The organism is Desulfosarcina widdelii (genome assembly GCF_009688965.1).
Taxonomy (GTDB): domain Bacteria; phylum Desulfobacterota; class Desulfobacteria; order Desulfobacterales; family Desulfosarcinaceae; genus Desulfosarcina; species Desulfosarcina widdelii.
Genome location: NZ_AP021875.1, coordinates 7152209 through 7168277 on the forward strand (window position 1 = coordinate 7152209; position 16069 = coordinate 7168277).

The window sequence follows — 16069 nt, forward strand, 5'->3', positions numbered from 1 at the left end:
GGCCCATGGCGCTGATTGCCCTGCTTACCGATTTCGGCACCTGCGACGAATATGTGGGTGTCATGAAGGGGGTGATCGCCGGAATCGACCCCGGCATCCGCGTGGTAGACGTCTGCCATCAGATTGAACCGCAGAATATCGCCCACGGGGCATTCATTTTACAGGCGGCGGCTCCCTATTTTCCGGAAGGTACGGTTTTTGTCACCGTGGTGGATCCGGGCGTGGGAGGGCGGCGCCGGATTCTGGCTGTGGATTGCAGCGGGCGGCGCTTTGTTGCGCCGGATAACGGCCTGATCGAAGGCGTGTTTAAAAATTCTTCGGAGACCTCCGTCGTTTCGGTGGAGAGCCGACGCTATTTTCTGACTCCCGTGAGCCGCACCTTTCATGGGCGGGATATTTTTGCACCGGTCGCCGCGCATCTGGCCGCCGGCCTGCCATTGGCCGAATTGGGGCCGCCGGTCGATCCTGCGGATATCGTTACGGGAAAAATGCCCCGATACCGCTTTTCCAGCCGGGATGGTATCGAGGGTGTGGTGGTTGCCGCCGATCGATTCGGCAATCTGATGACCAATATCGACGAACTCGCCATCGAACGGCTCTGCAAAGGGGCGGCCGGAAGCCAGGTGGCCGTGGTGCTGGCAGACACGCCCATCGGAACCATCGTCGATTCCTATGACCAGGCAGCCGAAAACGCACCGTTGGCCATTATCGGAAGCCGGGGGCTGCTTGAAATCGCGGTGAACTGCGGAAACGCCCGGCGAATGCTTCAAACCGGAAAGGATCGGCGGGTTCGCGTTCAACTCCTTTGACGGCGGATTGAAAAAAGGAAATTGTGACCCATGGCAAAAACCGAGAATCGATGGCAGCTTTTGCTGGTCGCCGACGACGGGCGCATCGTTCCGTTCAAGCGAATCAAAGGCATCGCGTTGACATTGGCCGTTTTGTTGGTGATTTTGGGATTGCTTTGCGCCGGCCTGGGATGGCAGTGGACCGCGGAAAAGGTCAGACACCGGAAAACTAAGGATTTGCTGGCAGATGCCAATCGCCAGTTAAACCACTACAAAAGCGAGGTCGAACTGATTACCGCCGAACTGGTGCTGGCGGAAGTTCGCATGGAAGAAGCCGGTTTGCCGGTTACCAAACGACGCGAACGGGTCTCGTGGCAATCTTCCATGAAACAACCGGATACTACGGCGTCCGACGAAGAGGCCGAAAAGTCGCCGGAGGAGAAAACGACGCCTGAAGCCGCTCCGGCCCGGGAATCCGAAAAAGAGACTTCAACGCCGCCCGGGGAAACCGCCAAACCCGCCGAAACGGATTTTTCCTCAGCTGCGTCGACCGCAGAAAAAGAGAAAGAAAAGCCAGCAGCGGTGGCATTGGGCGAGCTGACCATCAATCACGATACCCAAAAGAAAATTCTAATGGCCCGCTTCCGAGTAAACAATAACGCGCCCGGATCTTCCAAGGTGGCGGGGAAATGCGTTGTGGTGCTGAAAAACGACAATCTGGAACCCGATTCCTGGCTGGCCCTGCCCAAGGTCACCCTCGTTGACGGCGTCCCCGACGGCGAAAATGGGCGGGCATTTCGAATTTCGAGATTTATCGACATGGAACTCATGGCGCCGGCAGAAACGGATCCGTCCGTTTTCGATACTGCCCGGGTGTATGTGTTCGATTCCTCCGAAGATCCCATTATCGAAAAGGATTATCCGATTACGCTTCCGCCATCCGTCTCCGCGGCTAAAGGCGAATCGGTAAAGCCGTCGGTCGACCAGCCCGCCGAGGAAGCAGTCGCTGCTGCACCGAAAAAGGCCGCGGTCGCCGTGGCTGATTTGGTGCTGACCCACGATGCCGCCAATAAAACCCTCATGGCGCGCTTTCGGGTCAAAAACGCCGGTAAGTATTCTGCTCCCGTGGCTGGGCGTTGCGTAGTTGTCCTGAAAACCGGTCAGGAAGATCAAGATTCGTGGCTGACCATGCCGCGTGTAACGGTGGTGGACGGCCAGCCGGAGGGAAACAGAGGGCAGGCATTCCGGATTTCGCGGTTCAAGGACATGGAAATCAAGGCCCGGGGGGTGGCCGACCCTTCGATGTACGAATCGGCCACCGTTTATGTGTTCGACACCTCTGGAAATGCGTTGCTGGAAGAGACGATCCCCGTCAGCCTTCCTGCACCTCCAGCCGACAGAGCAGCACCCACACCTGCAACCGATAGCCAGGAAAAACCCGCCGAGGATACGGTGACCCCGGAATCGGCAGACAAGCCGGAGACAACCGGAAAGGCGCCGGACAGCGACACTGCCGCTCCGGACCCCCCGGCCGCAGCCCCGGTTGAAGATCCCTCCTTGACAGACGGTGCTGCACCGTCCGCCAGGGAAGACAGCCGCTCCCGGTTTTAATCGTTGCTTGCGGTGTTGAAATGAACGGCATCCATTGAGAACCCTTGTGAGAACCCCTGATCAGGAGATTGACCGTGAAAGATAAAGGCAGCAAGTTTTCCATCATTGACAAGGGGATGACGGTAGAAGGTTCCGTCGTGGGCAACGGCAACCTGGTCGTCAAGGGAGTCGTTAAAGGCACTCTGACCGGCGAAAGCGTGGTGATCAGCGAGGAAGGGCATATCGCGGCGGATACCCATGCCCAGACCATGACCGTGGGCGGCAGTTTTGAAGGCCGGGTGGAAACGACAGGGCAACTGGTGATTCTGTCAACGGGAAAATGCTCGGGCGAGATCGTCTGCGGCGACCTGGTTGTGGAAGCCGGCGGCCGGCTGGATGCCAAGGTAAGCTGCAAGGGACCGGTCAAAGCCAAGAAGTAATCGCCTGTGTCGATGTGAGCAGAAGCGGTCCTTTCGACCGCTGCCTATTGTGGTCGGGTTGTGATTGTCGGCTTGGCCGATGCGATCATCGAATTTCGGGTTGGGGTTCGATTTCACCGACAACCAGATCGATCAATTTTTTCTCTTTGATGTCAATATTGAAGGAAAAATCATGGCCTTGGCCGGATATCGGATAAATACTTACCTCTAAAAAGTGCTTCTTTTCTGCGATATCAACTCCGTTCGCTTTCAAAATTTCCGTCAGACCGTGGCTGAGATCGCCATAGACGCCAAAATCGCCTTGCTCTTTTAATATTTCATCGAGAAGTTTTATGGCACGATCTCTGTTTTGAGCATTCCCATCGAAGTTTATTCTGTCATCTTGCATCCCACCTCCTTTATTGAAATGATCGTTTGTGCAGGATGAAGAAAGGAAAATCATGGCCAGTGAGAGTAGGATGCCTGCGGATTTCCATTTCATATTTCTCGCTTTGCCTCACAGGCCGCTATAACAGAACAGGCCCGCAGCGTTTTATCGCGTGTTCTTGTCTACACGTCTATTGCAGGCTTATCGGTCTTATTGAACGTCTTGTGCATTTGAATGCACTCAAGTCCGACGCCGTTGGGCAGTTCATGGAGCATTTTCTTTGCACCAGTGTAGCTTTGGTGTTTATAGAAACCATAAGCGTTGATGGTTGCGCACAAGGTCAACTGATCCGTTTCGTTTTTCGAGGCAATTTCCTCCAGTTTCAGCAATAGACGCCTTCCGATTCCTCTCCCTTTGACCTTTGGATGAATATAGATCGCTCCGATTTGTTTTCGTTCAAGGTCCAGAATGCCCAGTCCGAGGATTTCATCTTCATCCTCGGCGACGATCATGACTTTTTCTTTTATGGCATTTTCATAGATGTCGGGAGAAAGAACTTCCACCCAACCGGCAATATTCTCCGGCGGGTAGTATTCGGAACACAGGACCGTAATGGAAGCGCTATGGGTTAAAGCGATTTTTTCTGTATCCACTATTTTTGCCGAACGAATGATCATATCGTTTCATCTTCATGATACGGCGAAATAGGACTCTTTTGATGATTTCAGAAATCCAAAGCTCCGTTTTTAACTTCACAGACAATTCGATTCTGTTTGTAAATAATTTTTGACCACTTTTCCGCGATGCTCTGAAAAGTCCCGTCCTCTTTGATCATCCGGCCTGCATCACGCCATTTTCTTACTGTTTCAGGATTCGTTCCCTGTTTTGACATCATGATATATACTTCCGATGGTTTCGTTTTCAACACCGGCTCGAATTCTGACATACGGATGCCCAGTTTCCCGCATACAAACGACATTCCCTGCGGCTCGTAAAAAAGCAATTGGATTCGGTTTATCAGCAGTTTCTTTACGTTCTGCTCATGTGTCGCTACCATTTCGAGATTTGTAAAACCCATCTGCTCAAGATGTGCCGCACGGACATCTCCCCGGACCACACCAATGCGTTTCATCTTACCCGCATCTTCAAGATTCTTTATGTTAAAATTGGATCCTTTTTTTGAATACATCACCCAAGGCTTGCGCATAAGAAGCATAATCCAGTGAAATTCATCCTCGCGGTTCTTTGTCCGGGTAAAACTGAAAAGGACAACATTGGGATATTTCGAAGCCGTTTGCAGGGCTCTAATTTCCGACACAAATTGTATGGGATCGTGATTGTTTATACGACGCTGAATTTCACGGACAATATCGACTGAAAATCCCTCAGGCGTTCCTTTATCATTCAAAAAACTGCTGGGAGGCTCCTCGACAGTCAAAACCTTTAATTCCTCTGCAAATACAGGCACAATACGGCATATCCAGGCATATCCGCCTGAAAGAATAAACAGTAAAAGCAAACTGATTCTTATCATACATTTCCCAGGCAGTTATATTTGCTAATAGGGCTCAACGGAATCCTTTATCCATTGTTGCCGGCTTCGAAAAGATGGCGGTAACGCTCAAAGGAGAAGCGTACATCCGCGAAGTTGTCGAAGGTCACGTCAAAAAAGGCCCAGCCTTCCTTTTTCTTCAGGATTTCAAACATCCCCAGGTAGTTGACGAGGATGCGATGCTCCCAGGCAAGCCCCAGATCGCGAATGCCCTGTGTAATGGTGTCCGGGTGGCCCTCGATTTCCAGAAAAGAACCAAACGGCATGGCGTCCAGGCACAACAGGGCGTCGTTCAACTGCCAGGTTTCGCGTCGCTTCTCGTAAACCTGGCGGCGAAAGAAGCCCAGGGCATTTAAAATGGCGTCCATGGTTTCAAAATCGGAAAGGCTCACCTCCAGTTCGCGGTAGACCTTGAAACGATCGTCTTTTTCCGGCGGCGGCGATTTAAACGTCAGGGTGGTTTGACGATCCTTGCGCAGGCGGAGCAGGCATTTGTTTTTCAGCAGACGGTCGTCTTCGGTTTCATAACGGATGTTGTGCTCCAAGGTGGACTGCCCGGTGCGGACGGCACCCAGATTCGAGAGCCTGGCACGCAAAGAATCGAGGTCGGAAACATAAAATTTCAATTCGATTTCAAGATGTTCCATGATAGTGGAAAATTGCAGAAATTGACGTCAATGTCAAAGATTAACCCGCTTGTGACAGGGCAACCGATTTGAAGATATGTGATTTTATCATGCCCTCATCCCGAATACGGTTGCCCGTCCGGAGCCAACATTTTTCCTTGACACACATGGGATTATCAATTAATACTCCCTGATTCTAAGAAACGAACAGGAGTTAAAAGGTGAAAAAATATACGTACAGTGCTAAAAATTCAGACAATCCTGACAAATGGTGGGTTGTCGACGCTGAGGGTGAAGTCTTGGGCCGGCTGGCCTCCAAAGTTGCCGCAACCTTGCGTGGCAAGCACAATCCGCTTTTCACGCCCCATGCGGACACGGGGGATTCCGTGGTGGTGATCAATGCCGAAAAGATCGTAATGACCGGCAAAAAGATGGACAAGAAAAATTACTACCGCCACAGCGGTTACATCGGGGGATTGAAGACCATCACCGCCAGAAAGCTGATGGAAAAACGCCCCGAAGACGTCATCCGTTTCGCCGTCAAGGGGATGCTGCCCAAAAACAGTCTGGGCCGCAAACTGTTCAAAAAGCTCAAGGTTTACGCCGGGGATCAGCACCCCCACGAGGCCCAGCAGCCGGAAACGATGACCATCCAATAAAATATCGCCGAATCACGCTATAACGTCGAGTATTGGGGAAAAACATGGCAACAGAGAAAACTTATTACGCTACCGGAAAACGCAAGAACGCCATTGCCCGAACCTGGATTCAACCCGGCACGGGCGTCATTACCGTGAATGATCGTCCCGCCGACGAGTATTTTGCCGTCAGCACGGCCAGAACCATCCTGCGTCAGCCCCTGACCCTGACCAACAATCTGGATGCCTTTGACATCAAGATCAAAGTCCACGGCGGTGGGATCTCCGGACAGGCCGGCGCGGTACGCCACGGCATCACCAAAGCCCTGATCCAGTTCGATCCGGATTTGCGGCCGACCCTGAAAAGAGCCGGATTCGTCAAGCGTGACCCGAGAGAAAAAGAGCGTAAAAAATACGGGCAGAAGGGTGCCCGGGCACGGTTCCAGTTCTCCAAGCGTTAATTTTAGCGGTTCCATTTCAAATAAAAAAAGGGAGCAGATCGGATTCTGCTCCCTTTTTGTGTTGGCGGGTCAGGTTTTTATGTCAGCGGATTCAGACGGTAACGATCTGCTCCTCTGCACGGGTGAGTTGACGAAGTCCGGCGGGCGTGACCACGTGGGTGTTTTCGATACCGACGACCCCTTTGCCGGGAAAGATCATCTTCGGTTCCAGCGCAATCGTCATTCCCTCCTGCAGCTTCGTTTTCTGCCCCTTGGCAAGGAAGGGGAACTCGTCCACCTCCAGTCCCACCCCGTGGCCGATAAAGCGGATACGGTCATCCCCCGCTCCCATGAAATTTGCGGCCAGGCCCTTTTCTTGGGCCATTTCCACGGCGGCTTCATAGAGATCGCCGGTGGTGGTCCCCGGCGTGGCCATCTTCTTGACGTGTTCCTGAACGTCCAGCATGTGCGCGTGGGCCTCTACCAGCATCCGGGGCAGGCGGCCGATGGAGAAGATGCGAGCATGATCGCTGATGTACCCCTGCCAGGCAAACACGTAATCCAACAGAATCGGTTCGTTGCGCTGGATTTTGCGGAATCCGGCCCCCTGGGCCACGGCCGGACTGACCGAGGCACCCCCGGTGGGCGATGCCAGAAAGCTCGGTACGGCTGCCGAGGGGCCGGCCATGAGATGCCCGTAGAACATTTCGGCGCCGAACAGACGCATGCGAGCGATTCCCTGGTGGCCTAATCGGCGGGCCTGGGCCTCGACCAGGCCCGCCAGTTCGATTTCCGTCATCCCCGGTTGAAGCAGATTGGGCATGAGACCGGCAATCTGGTCGGAAAAGGCCGCCGCCTGCCGGATCAGATCCAGTTCATAGGGCGATTTCACGGCACGAAGGGTGCGAATCTGAACCGAAATATCCCGGATGTCGCTCTGGGGAAATATTTTTCGATAGGCGAAGTAGTTGTTGGCCGGCAGCACATCCAGTTCCATTCCCAGGACCGCCGGCGGCTTCAGACCGTGCTCATCGATGATATCCGGCAGCTTCTTGGGACTTGGAAGGGGTAGAATATTGACCAAGGGCGATTCATCTTGGGCCCGCTCCAGGCTTTTGCGGACCATGAGAAGCGGGGGGCCTTCTGCCGGGACGTAGAGATGGGCCTGCTGGATGGTCCCGGAAAAATAGAACAGGTCGGTATTCTGTACGATCAGGGCGCCGTCGACGCCCTCCTGTTGAAGAGATGCCTGAAGACCTTGAATGCGGGCATCGATTTCGGAAGGCGGTGTAAAGGTTTGTTCCGGGGGCATGGGCGCAGGGTCCTTTCTCTTTCTATACAAGTATGTGGTGGCTGAAATCGGTTTCAGGAGCGGATGCCATTCAAAATAAAACCCGGCCTCGTGAAAAGTCAAGGGGTGGGGCACCTATGCATATTTAACACACTGAGATTACAGAGAACACAGAGGGTTTGGCGTAGGCCAAACCAAAACGGCATATGGCGGTGACAGTGAGTACGGCCTGCTTCCAAACTCTGATGTAGTGTAGGTCAGCGGTTTATCCGCGCCCGGATCGTAAAGGTGGGGATAAACCCAGCCACTAAGGTCAAACCTTGATTCCACGCGGAGCATGGGAACCGTGAACCAACAAGGCATCCTTGAAATGGAGCTATGGTTCATGTATGTTGACGTTTCCATTGACTTGTGCCCTGCATAAGAATCCATCGGTGTCGTCACCGAGCCACAGGCCCCTATGACCGCATACTTCATTCGCCGTTTTCTGCTCGTCGTGCCCACCTTTGTCGGGATCACGGTTCTCATTTTCGTGATTACCCGATTCGTGCCCGGCGGTCCCATCGAGCGCATCATCGCCCAGGCCCAGCAGCAGGCCCTGGAGGGCGGGGGAGGGGCCGCTGTGTCAGAGGCAGTCCAGCGCCAACCCTTGTCCGACGACCAGATCGAACTGCTTAAACAATACTACGGCTTCGACAAGCCCGCCCTGGTCAGCTACGCTCTCTGGCTGGGAAAAATCGTGCGCGGGGACCTGGGCACCTCCACCCGCTATTACGATCCGGTGTGGGAGATGATCCGGGACCGGATTCCTATATCGCTTTACTTCGGGTTGTTGACCATGGTGGCCATGTACGGGATCTGCATTCCTTTGGGCATTGCCAAGGCGATCCGTCACAAGAGCGTTTTCGACGACGCTTCGTCCGTTCTGGTCTTTGTCGGCTATGCCATTCCCGGGTGGGTGGCCGGCATCCTGATGATCCTGCTGTTCGCCTCCCACTGGGAAGTGTTCCCCCTGGGAGAACTGGTTGGCGAGAATTTCGAAAACCTATCTTTGTGGGGCAAGGTGCTGGATCTGGCCTGGCATACGGTGATGCCGCTGGCGGCCTACCTGATCGGCGCCTTCAGTTTCATGACCTTTCTGATGAAAAATACCCTCATGGACAATCTGGCCGCCGATTACGTCCGTACGGCCATGGCCAAGGGGCTCACCTTCAAGGGCGCCGTTTTCGGGCACGCCTTGAGAAACAGCCTGATCCCCATCGCCACCACGTTCGGCAATAACATCAGCGTGATCCTTTCCGGCTCTTTCCTGGTGGAGAAGGTGTTCAATATCGACGGCATGGGACTGCTGGGATACGAATCCGTGGTGGAGCGGGATTACCCGGTGGTGATGGGCGTATTGGCGATTTCCAGCATTTTATTCCTGGTGGGCAACATCCTGTCCGACATGTGTGTGGCAGCCGTTGACCCGCGGGTGAAATTCGAATAACGCAACGATCATGGCCCTTAGCCCCCTGACCCTGAAAAAGTTGAAACGGTTCCGCGCCATCAAGCGCGGTTATTACGCTTTCGTGCTGCTGCTGGTCCTGATCCTGGGATCGCTGGGGGCCGAACTGCTCGTCAGCAACCGCGCCCTGATCGTCCGCTACCAGGGCAATTGGTACTTTCCCACCTATGGCGATATCATCCCCGGGAAGGTCTTCGGCCTGGAGTACGAATACGAAACCGACTACCGGCAGCTGGCCCGGCGTTTTACTCAGGAGAAATCAGACAACTGGGTGCTTTTGCCTCCGGTTCCCTACAACCCATACGAGAACGACCTGCGGAAAGACAGCCTGCCGCCCGAGCCGCCATCATTCCAGCGGCGCCATTTTCTGGGGACCGACACCTCCGGCCGGGATGTACTGGCCAGGCTGGTCTACGGGTTTCGCATCGCCATCTGGTTTTCCATTGCGCTGCTGGCATCTACTTACGTAGTGGGCATCAGCATCGGCTGCGCCATGGGCTATTACGGCGGGTGGTTCGACATTCTGCTTCAGCGCATCATCGAGATCTGGTCGACGGTACCCTTTTTGTACGTGGTCATCATCATCTCCTCCATCGTGGTGCCCAATTTCTGGTGGCTCATCGGCATCATGGTGATTTTCGGCTGGATGGGCATGACCTGGACCATCCGAACGGTGACCTACAAGGAAAAGGCCCGGGATTACGTGCTGGCGGCCAAGGCATTGGGAGCCTCGGACCTGCGGATCATATTCAGGCACATCCTGCCCAATACCGTATCGTTGATTGTCACCTACATTCCCTTTTCCATCTCCGGCGGCATCGTGGCCCTGACATCCCTGGACTATCTGGGGTTCGGTCTGCCGCCGCCCACGCCCAGCTGGGGTGAACTGCTGCAGCAGGCCTGGGCCAACTTCAGCGCCTGGTGGCTGGGCTTTTCCGTGATTATTGCCATGGTCGTCACGCTGGTGGCGGTCACTTTCGTAGGGGAAGCGGTGCGCGAGGCATTCGATCCCAAGATGCATACGGTTTATGAGTGATTTGAATCGAAACAAAATTTTCATACCGGCAATGATCGGGGCGCTGCTTTGCATAATCGGCATCGCCATTGCCGGGTGCACGCCGGAAAAAGAACCTTCGGCTACGGATGGGGCCGGGCAAGCGGTTGCAGAGCCGGTTCAGCCGGCTCCCATGCCGGTGCGCGAGACCTTGCCTGAAGGCATCCAGTGGCTCACCAACGACAGCGATCCGGTATTTGCTGATCCGGAAGCTCGGCGGGGCGGCACCCTGCACCTGGCCCTGGACTCGTTTCCGCTGACCTTCCGGGTGGTGGGTCCGGATTCCAACACCAGCTTTCGCAGCGCCATTCTCGGCAACCAGTTGAGCCTGACCGGCATCCATCCCAACACCCTGAATATCGTTCCCGAACTGGCCACCCACTGGGCCTATGGCAGCGACAAGAAAACCATGTACTTCCGGCTCGATCCGGCCGCCCGCTGGTCCGACGGCGTGCCGGTCACGGCCGACGATTTCGCCTATACCCTGGATTTCATGCGCTCCCCTTTCATCGTGGCGCCCTGGTACAATGATTACTACACCAACGAGATCGAGCGGGTGATCGTCTACGACGATCATACCCTGGCGGTGGTCAGCACCAAGGCCCAGCCGGATTTGCACCTGAAAATCAGCATCGGCCCGACCCCCCGGCATTTCTTCGATCCTCTGGATCAGGATTTCATCCGCAAGACCAACTGGTCCGTGGTGCCCAATACCGGCCCCTACCAGATCGACCGCTTCCGCAAGGGACGCTATATCCGTTTCGCGCGCAAAAAGGACTGGTGGGCCAACGACCGGCGCTATTTCAAAAACCGGTTCAACGTGGACACGGTGCTTTATAAGGTGATCCGCGATCCCAACCTCCAGTGGGAATATTTCAAGAAAGGCAAGCTGGACGTCTATCCGGCCACGGTTCCCAAGTACTGGCATATCAAGACCCGAACCCCGGTGGTGGAAAAGGGATACGTTCACAAGATGTGGTTTTTCAACGACACCCCCCAGTCGGCCATGGGCCTTTGGATGAACCTGGATCGCGAAATCTTCAAGGATGTCAACCTGCGTTATGCTTTTGCCCATGCCATGAACGTAAAAAAGGTGATCACCCAGGTGCTGCGCAACGATTATTTTCGCTTGGAGAGCGCCTACGTGGGCTACGGTCCGTACACCGATACGAGCATCAGGGCGCGCCGCTACAATCTGGACAAGGTGAGAGAATACATGACCCGGTCGGGCTGGCAGCGCGGTCCCGACGGTATCTGGGCCAAAAACGGCCGGCGCTACAGCGTGGAAGTGGTCTACTACCGGGACGATCACACCCAGCGGCTGGTGGTGCTCAAGGAGGAGGCCCGCAAGGCGGGCATCGAACTGAACCTGCTCAAACTCGATCCGTCCACGGCCTTTAAGAAGATCCTGGAAAAGCGCCACGACGTGGCCTGGCTGGGGTGGAGCACGGGGATGCGTCCCCATTTCTGGGAGTTCTGGCATTCGGTCAATGCCCACAAGGGGCAGACCAACAACGTGACCAACACCGACGATCCGGAAATGGACCGACTCATCGATGCTTACCGCAATTCTTTGGACGAACAGGAGCGCATCGATCTGGCCCATCGCATCCAGCAGCGGGTACACGAGATCGGTGCCTATGTGCCCACTTTCATGGTGCCTTATTTCCGGGAGGTGTACTGGCGCTGGTGGCGGCTGCCGGACCCGCCGGCCACGCGAACCTCGGGCAGTCTGTTCAGCGCATTCGACAGCTCCAGCGGCGGCCTGTTCTGGTTCGACCCGCAGTTGGCCGAGCAGACGCGCAACGCCATGGCCGACGGTGTTGCCTTCCCTCCAGTGACGATCAGGGATGAAACCTACAAGCCATGAATAAACGCCGAACCATCCTGACCATCGACCGCCTGGTGGCCGCTTTCGACACCGAAAGCGGACGGGTACGGGCCGTTGACGGCGTCAACCTGGCCCTTACGGCCGGCAGTATTCTCGGGCTGGTGGGCGAATCGGGCTGCGGCAAGAGCGTAACGGCCCTGTCCATCATGCGGCTGTTGCCCCGTCCGGCCGGGGTTATCGAGAGTGGCTCCATAAGCTTGAACGGAACGGATCTGGTCCGGTTGCCGGCAGAAGAGATGCAGCGGATCAGGGGCGGAAAAATCGCCATGATTTTCCAGGAGCCCATGACGGCGCTGAATCCGGTCCATCGTATCGGCAGGCAGTTGCTGGAGGTCTTCGAGATGCATCGTCCGGAGCTGGACGGCGATGACCGCTTCGCGGCTGCCGTGAATCTGATGCAGCGCGTGGGGATTCCCGAGGCCCGGGAACGCATGGCCGCCTATCCCCACCAGATTTCCGGCGGCATGCGGCAGCGGGTGATGATCGCCATGGCCCTGGCCGGCAAACCGGATGTGCTCATCGCAGACGAACCGACCACGGCGCTGGACGTCACCATCCAGGCCCAGATCCTGGAGCTGATCCTGGACCTGCAAAAAGAGACCGGCATGGCCGTAATCTTCATTACCCATGACCTGGGCGTCATCGCCCGGATCTGCGAGGATGTGGCCGTGATGTACGCCGGGCAGATCGTTGAATCCGCACCGGTAAGGGCGTTGTTCAACGACCCGCAACACCCCTATACCCGGGGCCTGCTGGCCGCCATGCCGAGGCTTACTTCGACGGCCAAGCGCCCCTTGCCCATCATCCGGGGAACCGTGCCTGCGCTGGATCAACTGCCTCCGGGCTGCCGGTTTCAGAACCGCTGCCCCCACGTGATGGACAAATGCAAAAAGAAATTGCCGGAACCGGTGCCGGTGGACGATACGCACTGGGCCCGCTGTTTTTTACTGGAACCCCATGACGGCATCGACACAAAATAACGAAGCATTGCTTCAGGTGGAAAACCTGAAAATGCACTTTCTCATCCGCGGCGGCGTGCTGCGCAGAAAAGTCGGCGCGGTGTATGCTGTGGACGGGGTTTCTCTTTCGGTGGAAAACGGACAGACGCTGGGATTGGTGGGTGAATCCGGATGCGGCAAGACCACCGTGGGACGCTGTATCCTGCGGCTGCTGAAGCCTACGGACGGAAAGGTGATCTTCCAGGGAAAAGATCTGCTCACCGCCGGCGGCAGCGTGATGAGAAAAAGCCGCCGCCAGCTGCAGATGATCTTCCAGGACCCCTTCGAATCCCTCAATGCGCGCCACACGGTGGGCGATATCCTGGCCGAGCCTTTCGTGATCCATCGCATGGGAGACGACCGGCAGCGCCGGCAGTCCGTCGGTGAACTGCTGGAGCGCGTGGGGCTCTCCGACGATGCCCGCAACCGCTTTCCCCATGAGTTTTCCGGCGGCCAGCGGCAGCGCATCGGCATCGCCCGGTCCATTGCCCTGAAGCCCAAGCTGGTGGTTTGCGACGAGCCGGTTTCGGCCCTGGACGTTTCCATCCAGTCCCAAATTCTCAATCTTCTGCTGGAACTGCAGCGGGAAATGGGGCTCAGCTACCTGTTCATCGCCCACGATCTGGCCGTGGTCAAACACGTGTCCGACCGGATTGCCGTGATGTACCTGGGGCGGATCGTGGAATACGCGTCGGCCGAAACGCTTTACGAAAGCCCGCTGCATCCCTACACGCAGGCGCTCATCGCAGCTATCCCCGATCCGGACCCGGACAAACGGGATGCCCCGCAGCCGGTGCTGCAGGGCGATGTGCCTTCTCCCATTCACCCGCCGGCGGGATGCCATTTCCATCCCCGCTGCCCCTACGCGCGCTCCCGCTGTAAAATCGAAACGCCGATCCTGACCCCATATCCGAAATTCGGCAACGACCACCTGACGGCGTGTCATTACGCCGGACGGCTGGAGGAGAAGTAAAGGACGTTTATTGGCAGCGTTCCGGAAGCGTATATTGGGCCGTACGTGTTTACGGCATTGAAACCCTCGGACGGTAAGCGTTTACAGGGTGCCGTAGATGCAAGGCGCCGGGCATGCGGATGTGCCCTTTTGTACTTCAAATGCCCGGTAGCGCCGCAGATGCGGTGCCCTGTGAATGCTTACATTGGGCCAGCATCGGACCGACCGGCTTCTCCATACGGCAGAATAGGGTGGGCGCGGGCCGCTGGATCAGAGCCAGTTCGAGTTCGCGGTCTTGGTCGTAAATGTCTTGCCTGAAGTTTACCGCACCCGATGAATCCGCCCAGGCAGTGAAATAGACCAGATGCACCGGGATGGGCTTTTTGAGGACCACGGTTCTGTGACGGCCGCTTTCTACGGTCTCTTCCAGGCGGCTTTGGTCCCATGACTGGTCGCGAAGCAGGTACCGAGCCAGTTCCAGGGGGGACTCGAGCCTCACGCATCCGGAGGAGAACCCGCGACGGTTTTTTTCAAAGAGCGATTTTGACGGGGTGTCGTGGATGTAAACGGCCTGACTGTTGGGGAAGATGAACTTCACCTGGCCCAGGGCGTTGAGCGTGGACGGATCCTGGCGCAGGCGATAGGGGAAATAGTTTTTGGACACCCCTTCCCAGGAGATGGATTCCGGGTCGATGGGCGTTGCTGCTTCATCCCAACTGTCAAACACCTTGATTCCCTGCCGGACCAGGTAGTCAGGGTCCTCCTTGATCTTCGGTAGGATATCCTTCCTGGCAATTTTTGCCGGAACATTCCAATAGGGGTTGATTTCCAAGTAGGTCAGGTGGCCGGAAAGGTTGGGGGTCTGGCGGCCCGGCCGGCCGACGATTACGCGAATCCGTCGGATCACCCAGTCGTTTTCCACGATATTCAGCGTATAATCGGGGATGTTGACCAGCAGGTAACGTTGGCCGAAACTGTCCGGATACCAGCGACAGCGTTCCATATTCAATTTCAACTGCAGGATGCGCTTTTCGACGGGAACATTCAGCGCTGCCAGCGTCTTTTCGCCGACCACGCCGTCAGGCGTCAGTCCATGGCGATACTGGAAGCGCATGACCCCCGCTTCGACACCGGCATCGAAGTCTTCCGCCGCTTCCGGCAGGTAGGGTTGGATATCTGCAGTTGCAAGCAGCCGGCTGCGCAGCGCCGGTACGCGCGGGTCCTGATCACCCCGTCGCAGGGACGGGCCGCCATCGACGGTTGCCCATCCCCCGCGCGAACGGATCCGTTCATATTGTTGCAGCGCTGTTTTCAGACCAGCATACGCGGGCTGGCCGGGAGGCAGGTCATCCAGAAAATCCCACAGGCGGTTGGCATTGAACGCCGCCGCCAACTCGGCCGGAAAATCACGGTCCGGAAGTTGCTGGTCGCTGACCCAGGGCATGTGAAGGGACTGGGGTGCAATGCGACCCCGGGCAAGATCGGCGGCGTAGCGGAGCAGCGCATCGGTGAGCATCATGTCCATCTGAACGGCAGGAGAGGGTGGCATCGCCCCGAACGATTCGTCCAATCCCATGGGCAGGCTGCCCGGATTCTCCAGGGGCGGTGGAAAATATGCCTCCGGCGCGAGACCGTTTTCCGAGGCGCTCGAAATGACCTTCAACAGGCCTTCTCCCTGCCGGGTGAGCCCATCGGTGTCCATCCATAACGTCCGGTAGCCGATCAGGCGGTAGAACCGCACCACCGGGCTCCAAAGTCTGTCCGTGGCGGCATCCGGGGCGGCGGTGTACTGCGGCGCTTCGACTGCCAGCAGGCGCTTGAGTTCGGCTGCCTCCCGAAGATGCGGGTTGTCCGCCGTCGCCGTACGCGGGGATAGGAAAAGCATGGCCGCCAGGAAAAAAATGATAGTATGCCTGTAACCCTTCATTGACGATC

16 protein-coding genes are annotated in these 16069 nt (G+C 56.4%); 10 read left to right on the forward strand and 6 right to left on the reverse strand.

The genetic code is table 11. From position 1 onward, the window contains the following. The first annotated feature begins 5 nt into the window (after window positions 1-5). The 3 genes from GN111_RS32615 (at window position 6) to GN111_RS32625 (ending at window position 2818) form a co-directional block, all read left to right on the forward strand. Entirely contained in the window at window positions 6-809 is an 804-nt protein-coding gene (locus tag GN111_RS32615) for an SAM hydrolase/SAM-dependent halogenase family protein (RefSeq protein WP_155307744.1), read from the forward strand. A 30-nt stretch (window positions 810-839) separates the two neighbouring features. Further along, window positions 840-2399 carry a hypothetical protein gene (locus GN111_RS32620; protein ID WP_155307745.1) on the forward strand — a complete coding sequence of 520 codons (1560 nt, stop codon included), beginning with the start codon at window positions 840-842 and terminating at the stop codon, window positions 2397-2399. Window positions 2400-2473: 74 nt separating this feature from the next. Then, window positions 2474-2818 carry a bactofilin family protein gene (locus GN111_RS32625; RefSeq protein ID WP_155307746.1) on the forward strand — a complete coding sequence of 115 codons (345 nt, stop codon included), beginning with the start codon at window positions 2474-2476 and terminating at the stop codon, window positions 2816-2818. A gap of 85 nt (window positions 2819-2903) precedes the next feature. Here GN111_RS32625 and GN111_RS32630 read toward each other — a convergent pair whose 3' ends face one another. The 4 genes from GN111_RS32630 to GN111_RS32645 form a co-directional block, all read right to left on the reverse strand. Next, window positions 2904-3206, reverse strand: coding sequence for a hypothetical protein (locus tag GN111_RS32630; protein ID WP_155307747.1), 303 nt, complete (start codon window positions 3204-3206; stop codon window positions 2904-2906). A gap of 161 nt (window positions 3207-3367) precedes the next feature. Beyond that, on the reverse strand, window positions 3368-3862 hold the full coding sequence (locus tag GN111_RS32635; RefSeq protein WP_155307748.1) for a GNAT family N-acetyltransferase: 495 nt from the start codon (window positions 3860-3862) through the stop codon (window positions 3368-3370). Window positions 3863-3909: 47 nt separating this feature from the next. Next, window positions 3910-4719, reverse strand: a complete 810-nt coding sequence (locus GN111_RS32640; protein WP_155307749.1) for a substrate-binding periplasmic protein — start codon at window positions 4717-4719, stop codon at window positions 3910-3912. Window positions 4720-4766: 47 nt separating this feature from the next. Next, on the reverse strand, window positions 4767-5384 hold the full coding sequence (locus GN111_RS32645) for a class IV adenylate cyclase (protein WP_155307750.1): 618 nt from the start codon (window positions 5382-5384) through the stop codon (window positions 4767-4769). A 200-nt stretch (window positions 5385-5584) separates the two neighbouring features. On the opposite strand from GN111_RS32645, the gene rplM reads away from it, so the two are divergent. Further along, window positions 5585-6022 (forward strand): 50S ribosomal protein L13, encoded by a 438-nt coding sequence (gene rplM / locus GN111_RS32650; protein ID WP_155307751.1) that lies wholly within the window; start codon window positions 5585-5587, stop codon window positions 6020-6022. Window positions 6023-6066: 44 nt separating this feature from the next. Then, entirely contained in the window at window positions 6067-6462 is a 396-nt protein-coding gene (gene rpsI, locus GN111_RS32655; protein WP_155307752.1) for a 30S ribosomal protein S9, read from the forward strand. 91 nt (window positions 6463-6553) lie between these two features. On the opposite strand, the gene GN111_RS32660 is transcribed toward rpsI, so the two are convergent. Then, entirely contained in the window at window positions 6554-7753 is a 1200-nt protein-coding gene (locus tag GN111_RS32660; protein ID WP_155307753.1) for a M24 family metallopeptidase, read from the reverse strand. Between the two features lie 439 nt (window positions 7754-8192). Here GN111_RS32660 and GN111_RS32665 point away from each other — a divergent pair, with 439 nt between their 5' ends. The 5 genes from GN111_RS32665 to GN111_RS32685 are packed head-to-tail and all read left to right on the forward strand — an operon-like array spanning window position 8193 to window position 14155. Next, a complete protein-coding gene (locus GN111_RS32665; RefSeq protein WP_155307754.1) occupies window positions 8193-9221 on the forward strand; it encodes an ABC transporter permease subunit in 1029 nt (342 codons plus the stop codon). 10 nt (window positions 9222-9231) lie between these two features. Next, window positions 9232-10275: an ABC transporter permease gene (locus GN111_RS32670; RefSeq protein WP_155307755.1), complete on the forward strand. Its 1044-nt coding sequence runs from the start codon at window positions 9232-9234 to the stop codon at window positions 10273-10275. Continuing rightward, window positions 10268-12163, forward strand: a complete 1896-nt coding sequence (locus GN111_RS32675) for an extracellular solute-binding protein (RefSeq protein ID WP_231715620.1) — start codon at window positions 10268-10270, stop codon at window positions 12161-12163. Before GN111_RS32670 ends, GN111_RS32675 begins: the two co-directional genes overlap by 8 nt. Further along, complete coding sequence (locus GN111_RS32680) at window positions 12160-13164, forward strand: ABC transporter ATP-binding protein (protein ID WP_155307756.1); 1005 nt, start codon at window positions 12160-12162, stop codon at window positions 13162-13164. Before GN111_RS32675 ends, GN111_RS32680 begins: the two co-directional genes overlap by 4 nt. Continuing rightward, window positions 13142-14155, forward strand: a complete 1014-nt coding sequence (locus tag GN111_RS32685) for an ABC transporter ATP-binding protein (protein ID WP_155307757.1) — start codon at window positions 13142-13144, stop codon at window positions 14153-14155. Before GN111_RS32680 ends, GN111_RS32685 begins: the two co-directional genes overlap by 23 nt. A 136-nt stretch (window positions 14156-14291) precedes the next feature. On the opposite strand, the gene GN111_RS32690 is transcribed toward GN111_RS32685, so the two are convergent. Continuing rightward, window positions 14292-16061 (reverse strand): L,D-transpeptidase family protein, encoded by a 1770-nt coding sequence (locus tag GN111_RS32690; RefSeq protein ID WP_170302570.1) that lies wholly within the window; start codon window positions 16059-16061, stop codon window positions 14292-14294. Window positions 16062-16069: the final 8 nt, after the last annotated feature.

What these genes read in the sequence shown, in the direction of transcription:
- GN111_RS32615 (WP_155307744.1), top strand. Translation starts at nt 6, where the DNA reads ATGGCGCTGATTGCCCTGCTTACCGATTTCGGCACCTGCGACGAATAT.
- GN111_RS32620 (WP_155307745.1), top strand. Translation starts at nt 840, where the DNA reads ATGGCAAAAACCGAGAATCGATGGCAGCTTTTGCTGGTCGCCGACGAC.
- GN111_RS32630 (WP_155307747.1), bottom strand. Translation starts at nt 3,206, where the DNA reads ATGCAAGATGACAGAATAAACTTCGATGGGAATGCTCAAAACAGAGAT.
- GN111_RS32635 (WP_155307748.1), bottom strand. Translation starts at nt 3,862, where the DNA reads ATGATCATTCGTTCGGCAAAAATAGTGGATACAGAAAAAATCGCTTTA.
- GN111_RS32640 (WP_155307749.1), bottom strand. Translation starts at nt 4,719, where the DNA reads ATGATAAGAATCAGTTTGCTTTTACTGTTTATTCTTTCAGGCGGATAT.
- GN111_RS32645 (WP_155307750.1), bottom strand. Translation starts at nt 5,384, where the DNA reads ATGGAACATCTTGAAATCGAATTGAAATTTTATGTTTCCGACCTCGAT.
- rpsI (WP_155307752.1), top strand. Translation starts at nt 6,067, where the DNA reads ATGGCAACAGAGAAAACTTATTACGCTACCGGAAAACGCAAGAACGCC.
- GN111_RS32660 (WP_155307753.1), bottom strand. Translation starts at nt 7,753, where the DNA reads ATGCCCCCGGAACAAACCTTTACACCGCCTTCCGAAATCGATGCCCGC.
- GN111_RS32665 (WP_155307754.1), top strand. Translation starts at nt 8,193, where the DNA reads ATGACCGCATACTTCATTCGCCGTTTTCTGCTCGTCGTGCCCACCTTT.
- GN111_RS32670 (WP_155307755.1), top strand. Translation starts at nt 9,232, where the DNA reads ATGGCCCTTAGCCCCCTGACCCTGAAAAAGTTGAAACGGTTCCGCGCC.
- GN111_RS32675 (WP_231715620.1), top strand. Translation starts at nt 10,268, where the DNA reads ATGAGTGATTTGAATCGAAACAAAATTTTCATACCGGCAATGATCGGG.
- GN111_RS32680 (WP_155307756.1), top strand. Translation starts at nt 12,160, where the DNA reads ATGAATAAACGCCGAACCATCCTGACCATCGACCGCCTGGTGGCCGCT.
- GN111_RS32685 (WP_155307757.1), top strand. Translation starts at nt 13,142, where the DNA reads ATGACGGCATCGACACAAAATAACGAAGCATTGCTTCAGGTGGAAAAC.
- GN111_RS32690 (WP_170302570.1), bottom strand. Translation starts at nt 16,061, where the DNA reads ATGAAGGGTTACAGGCATACTATCATTTTTTTCCTGGCGGCCATGCTT.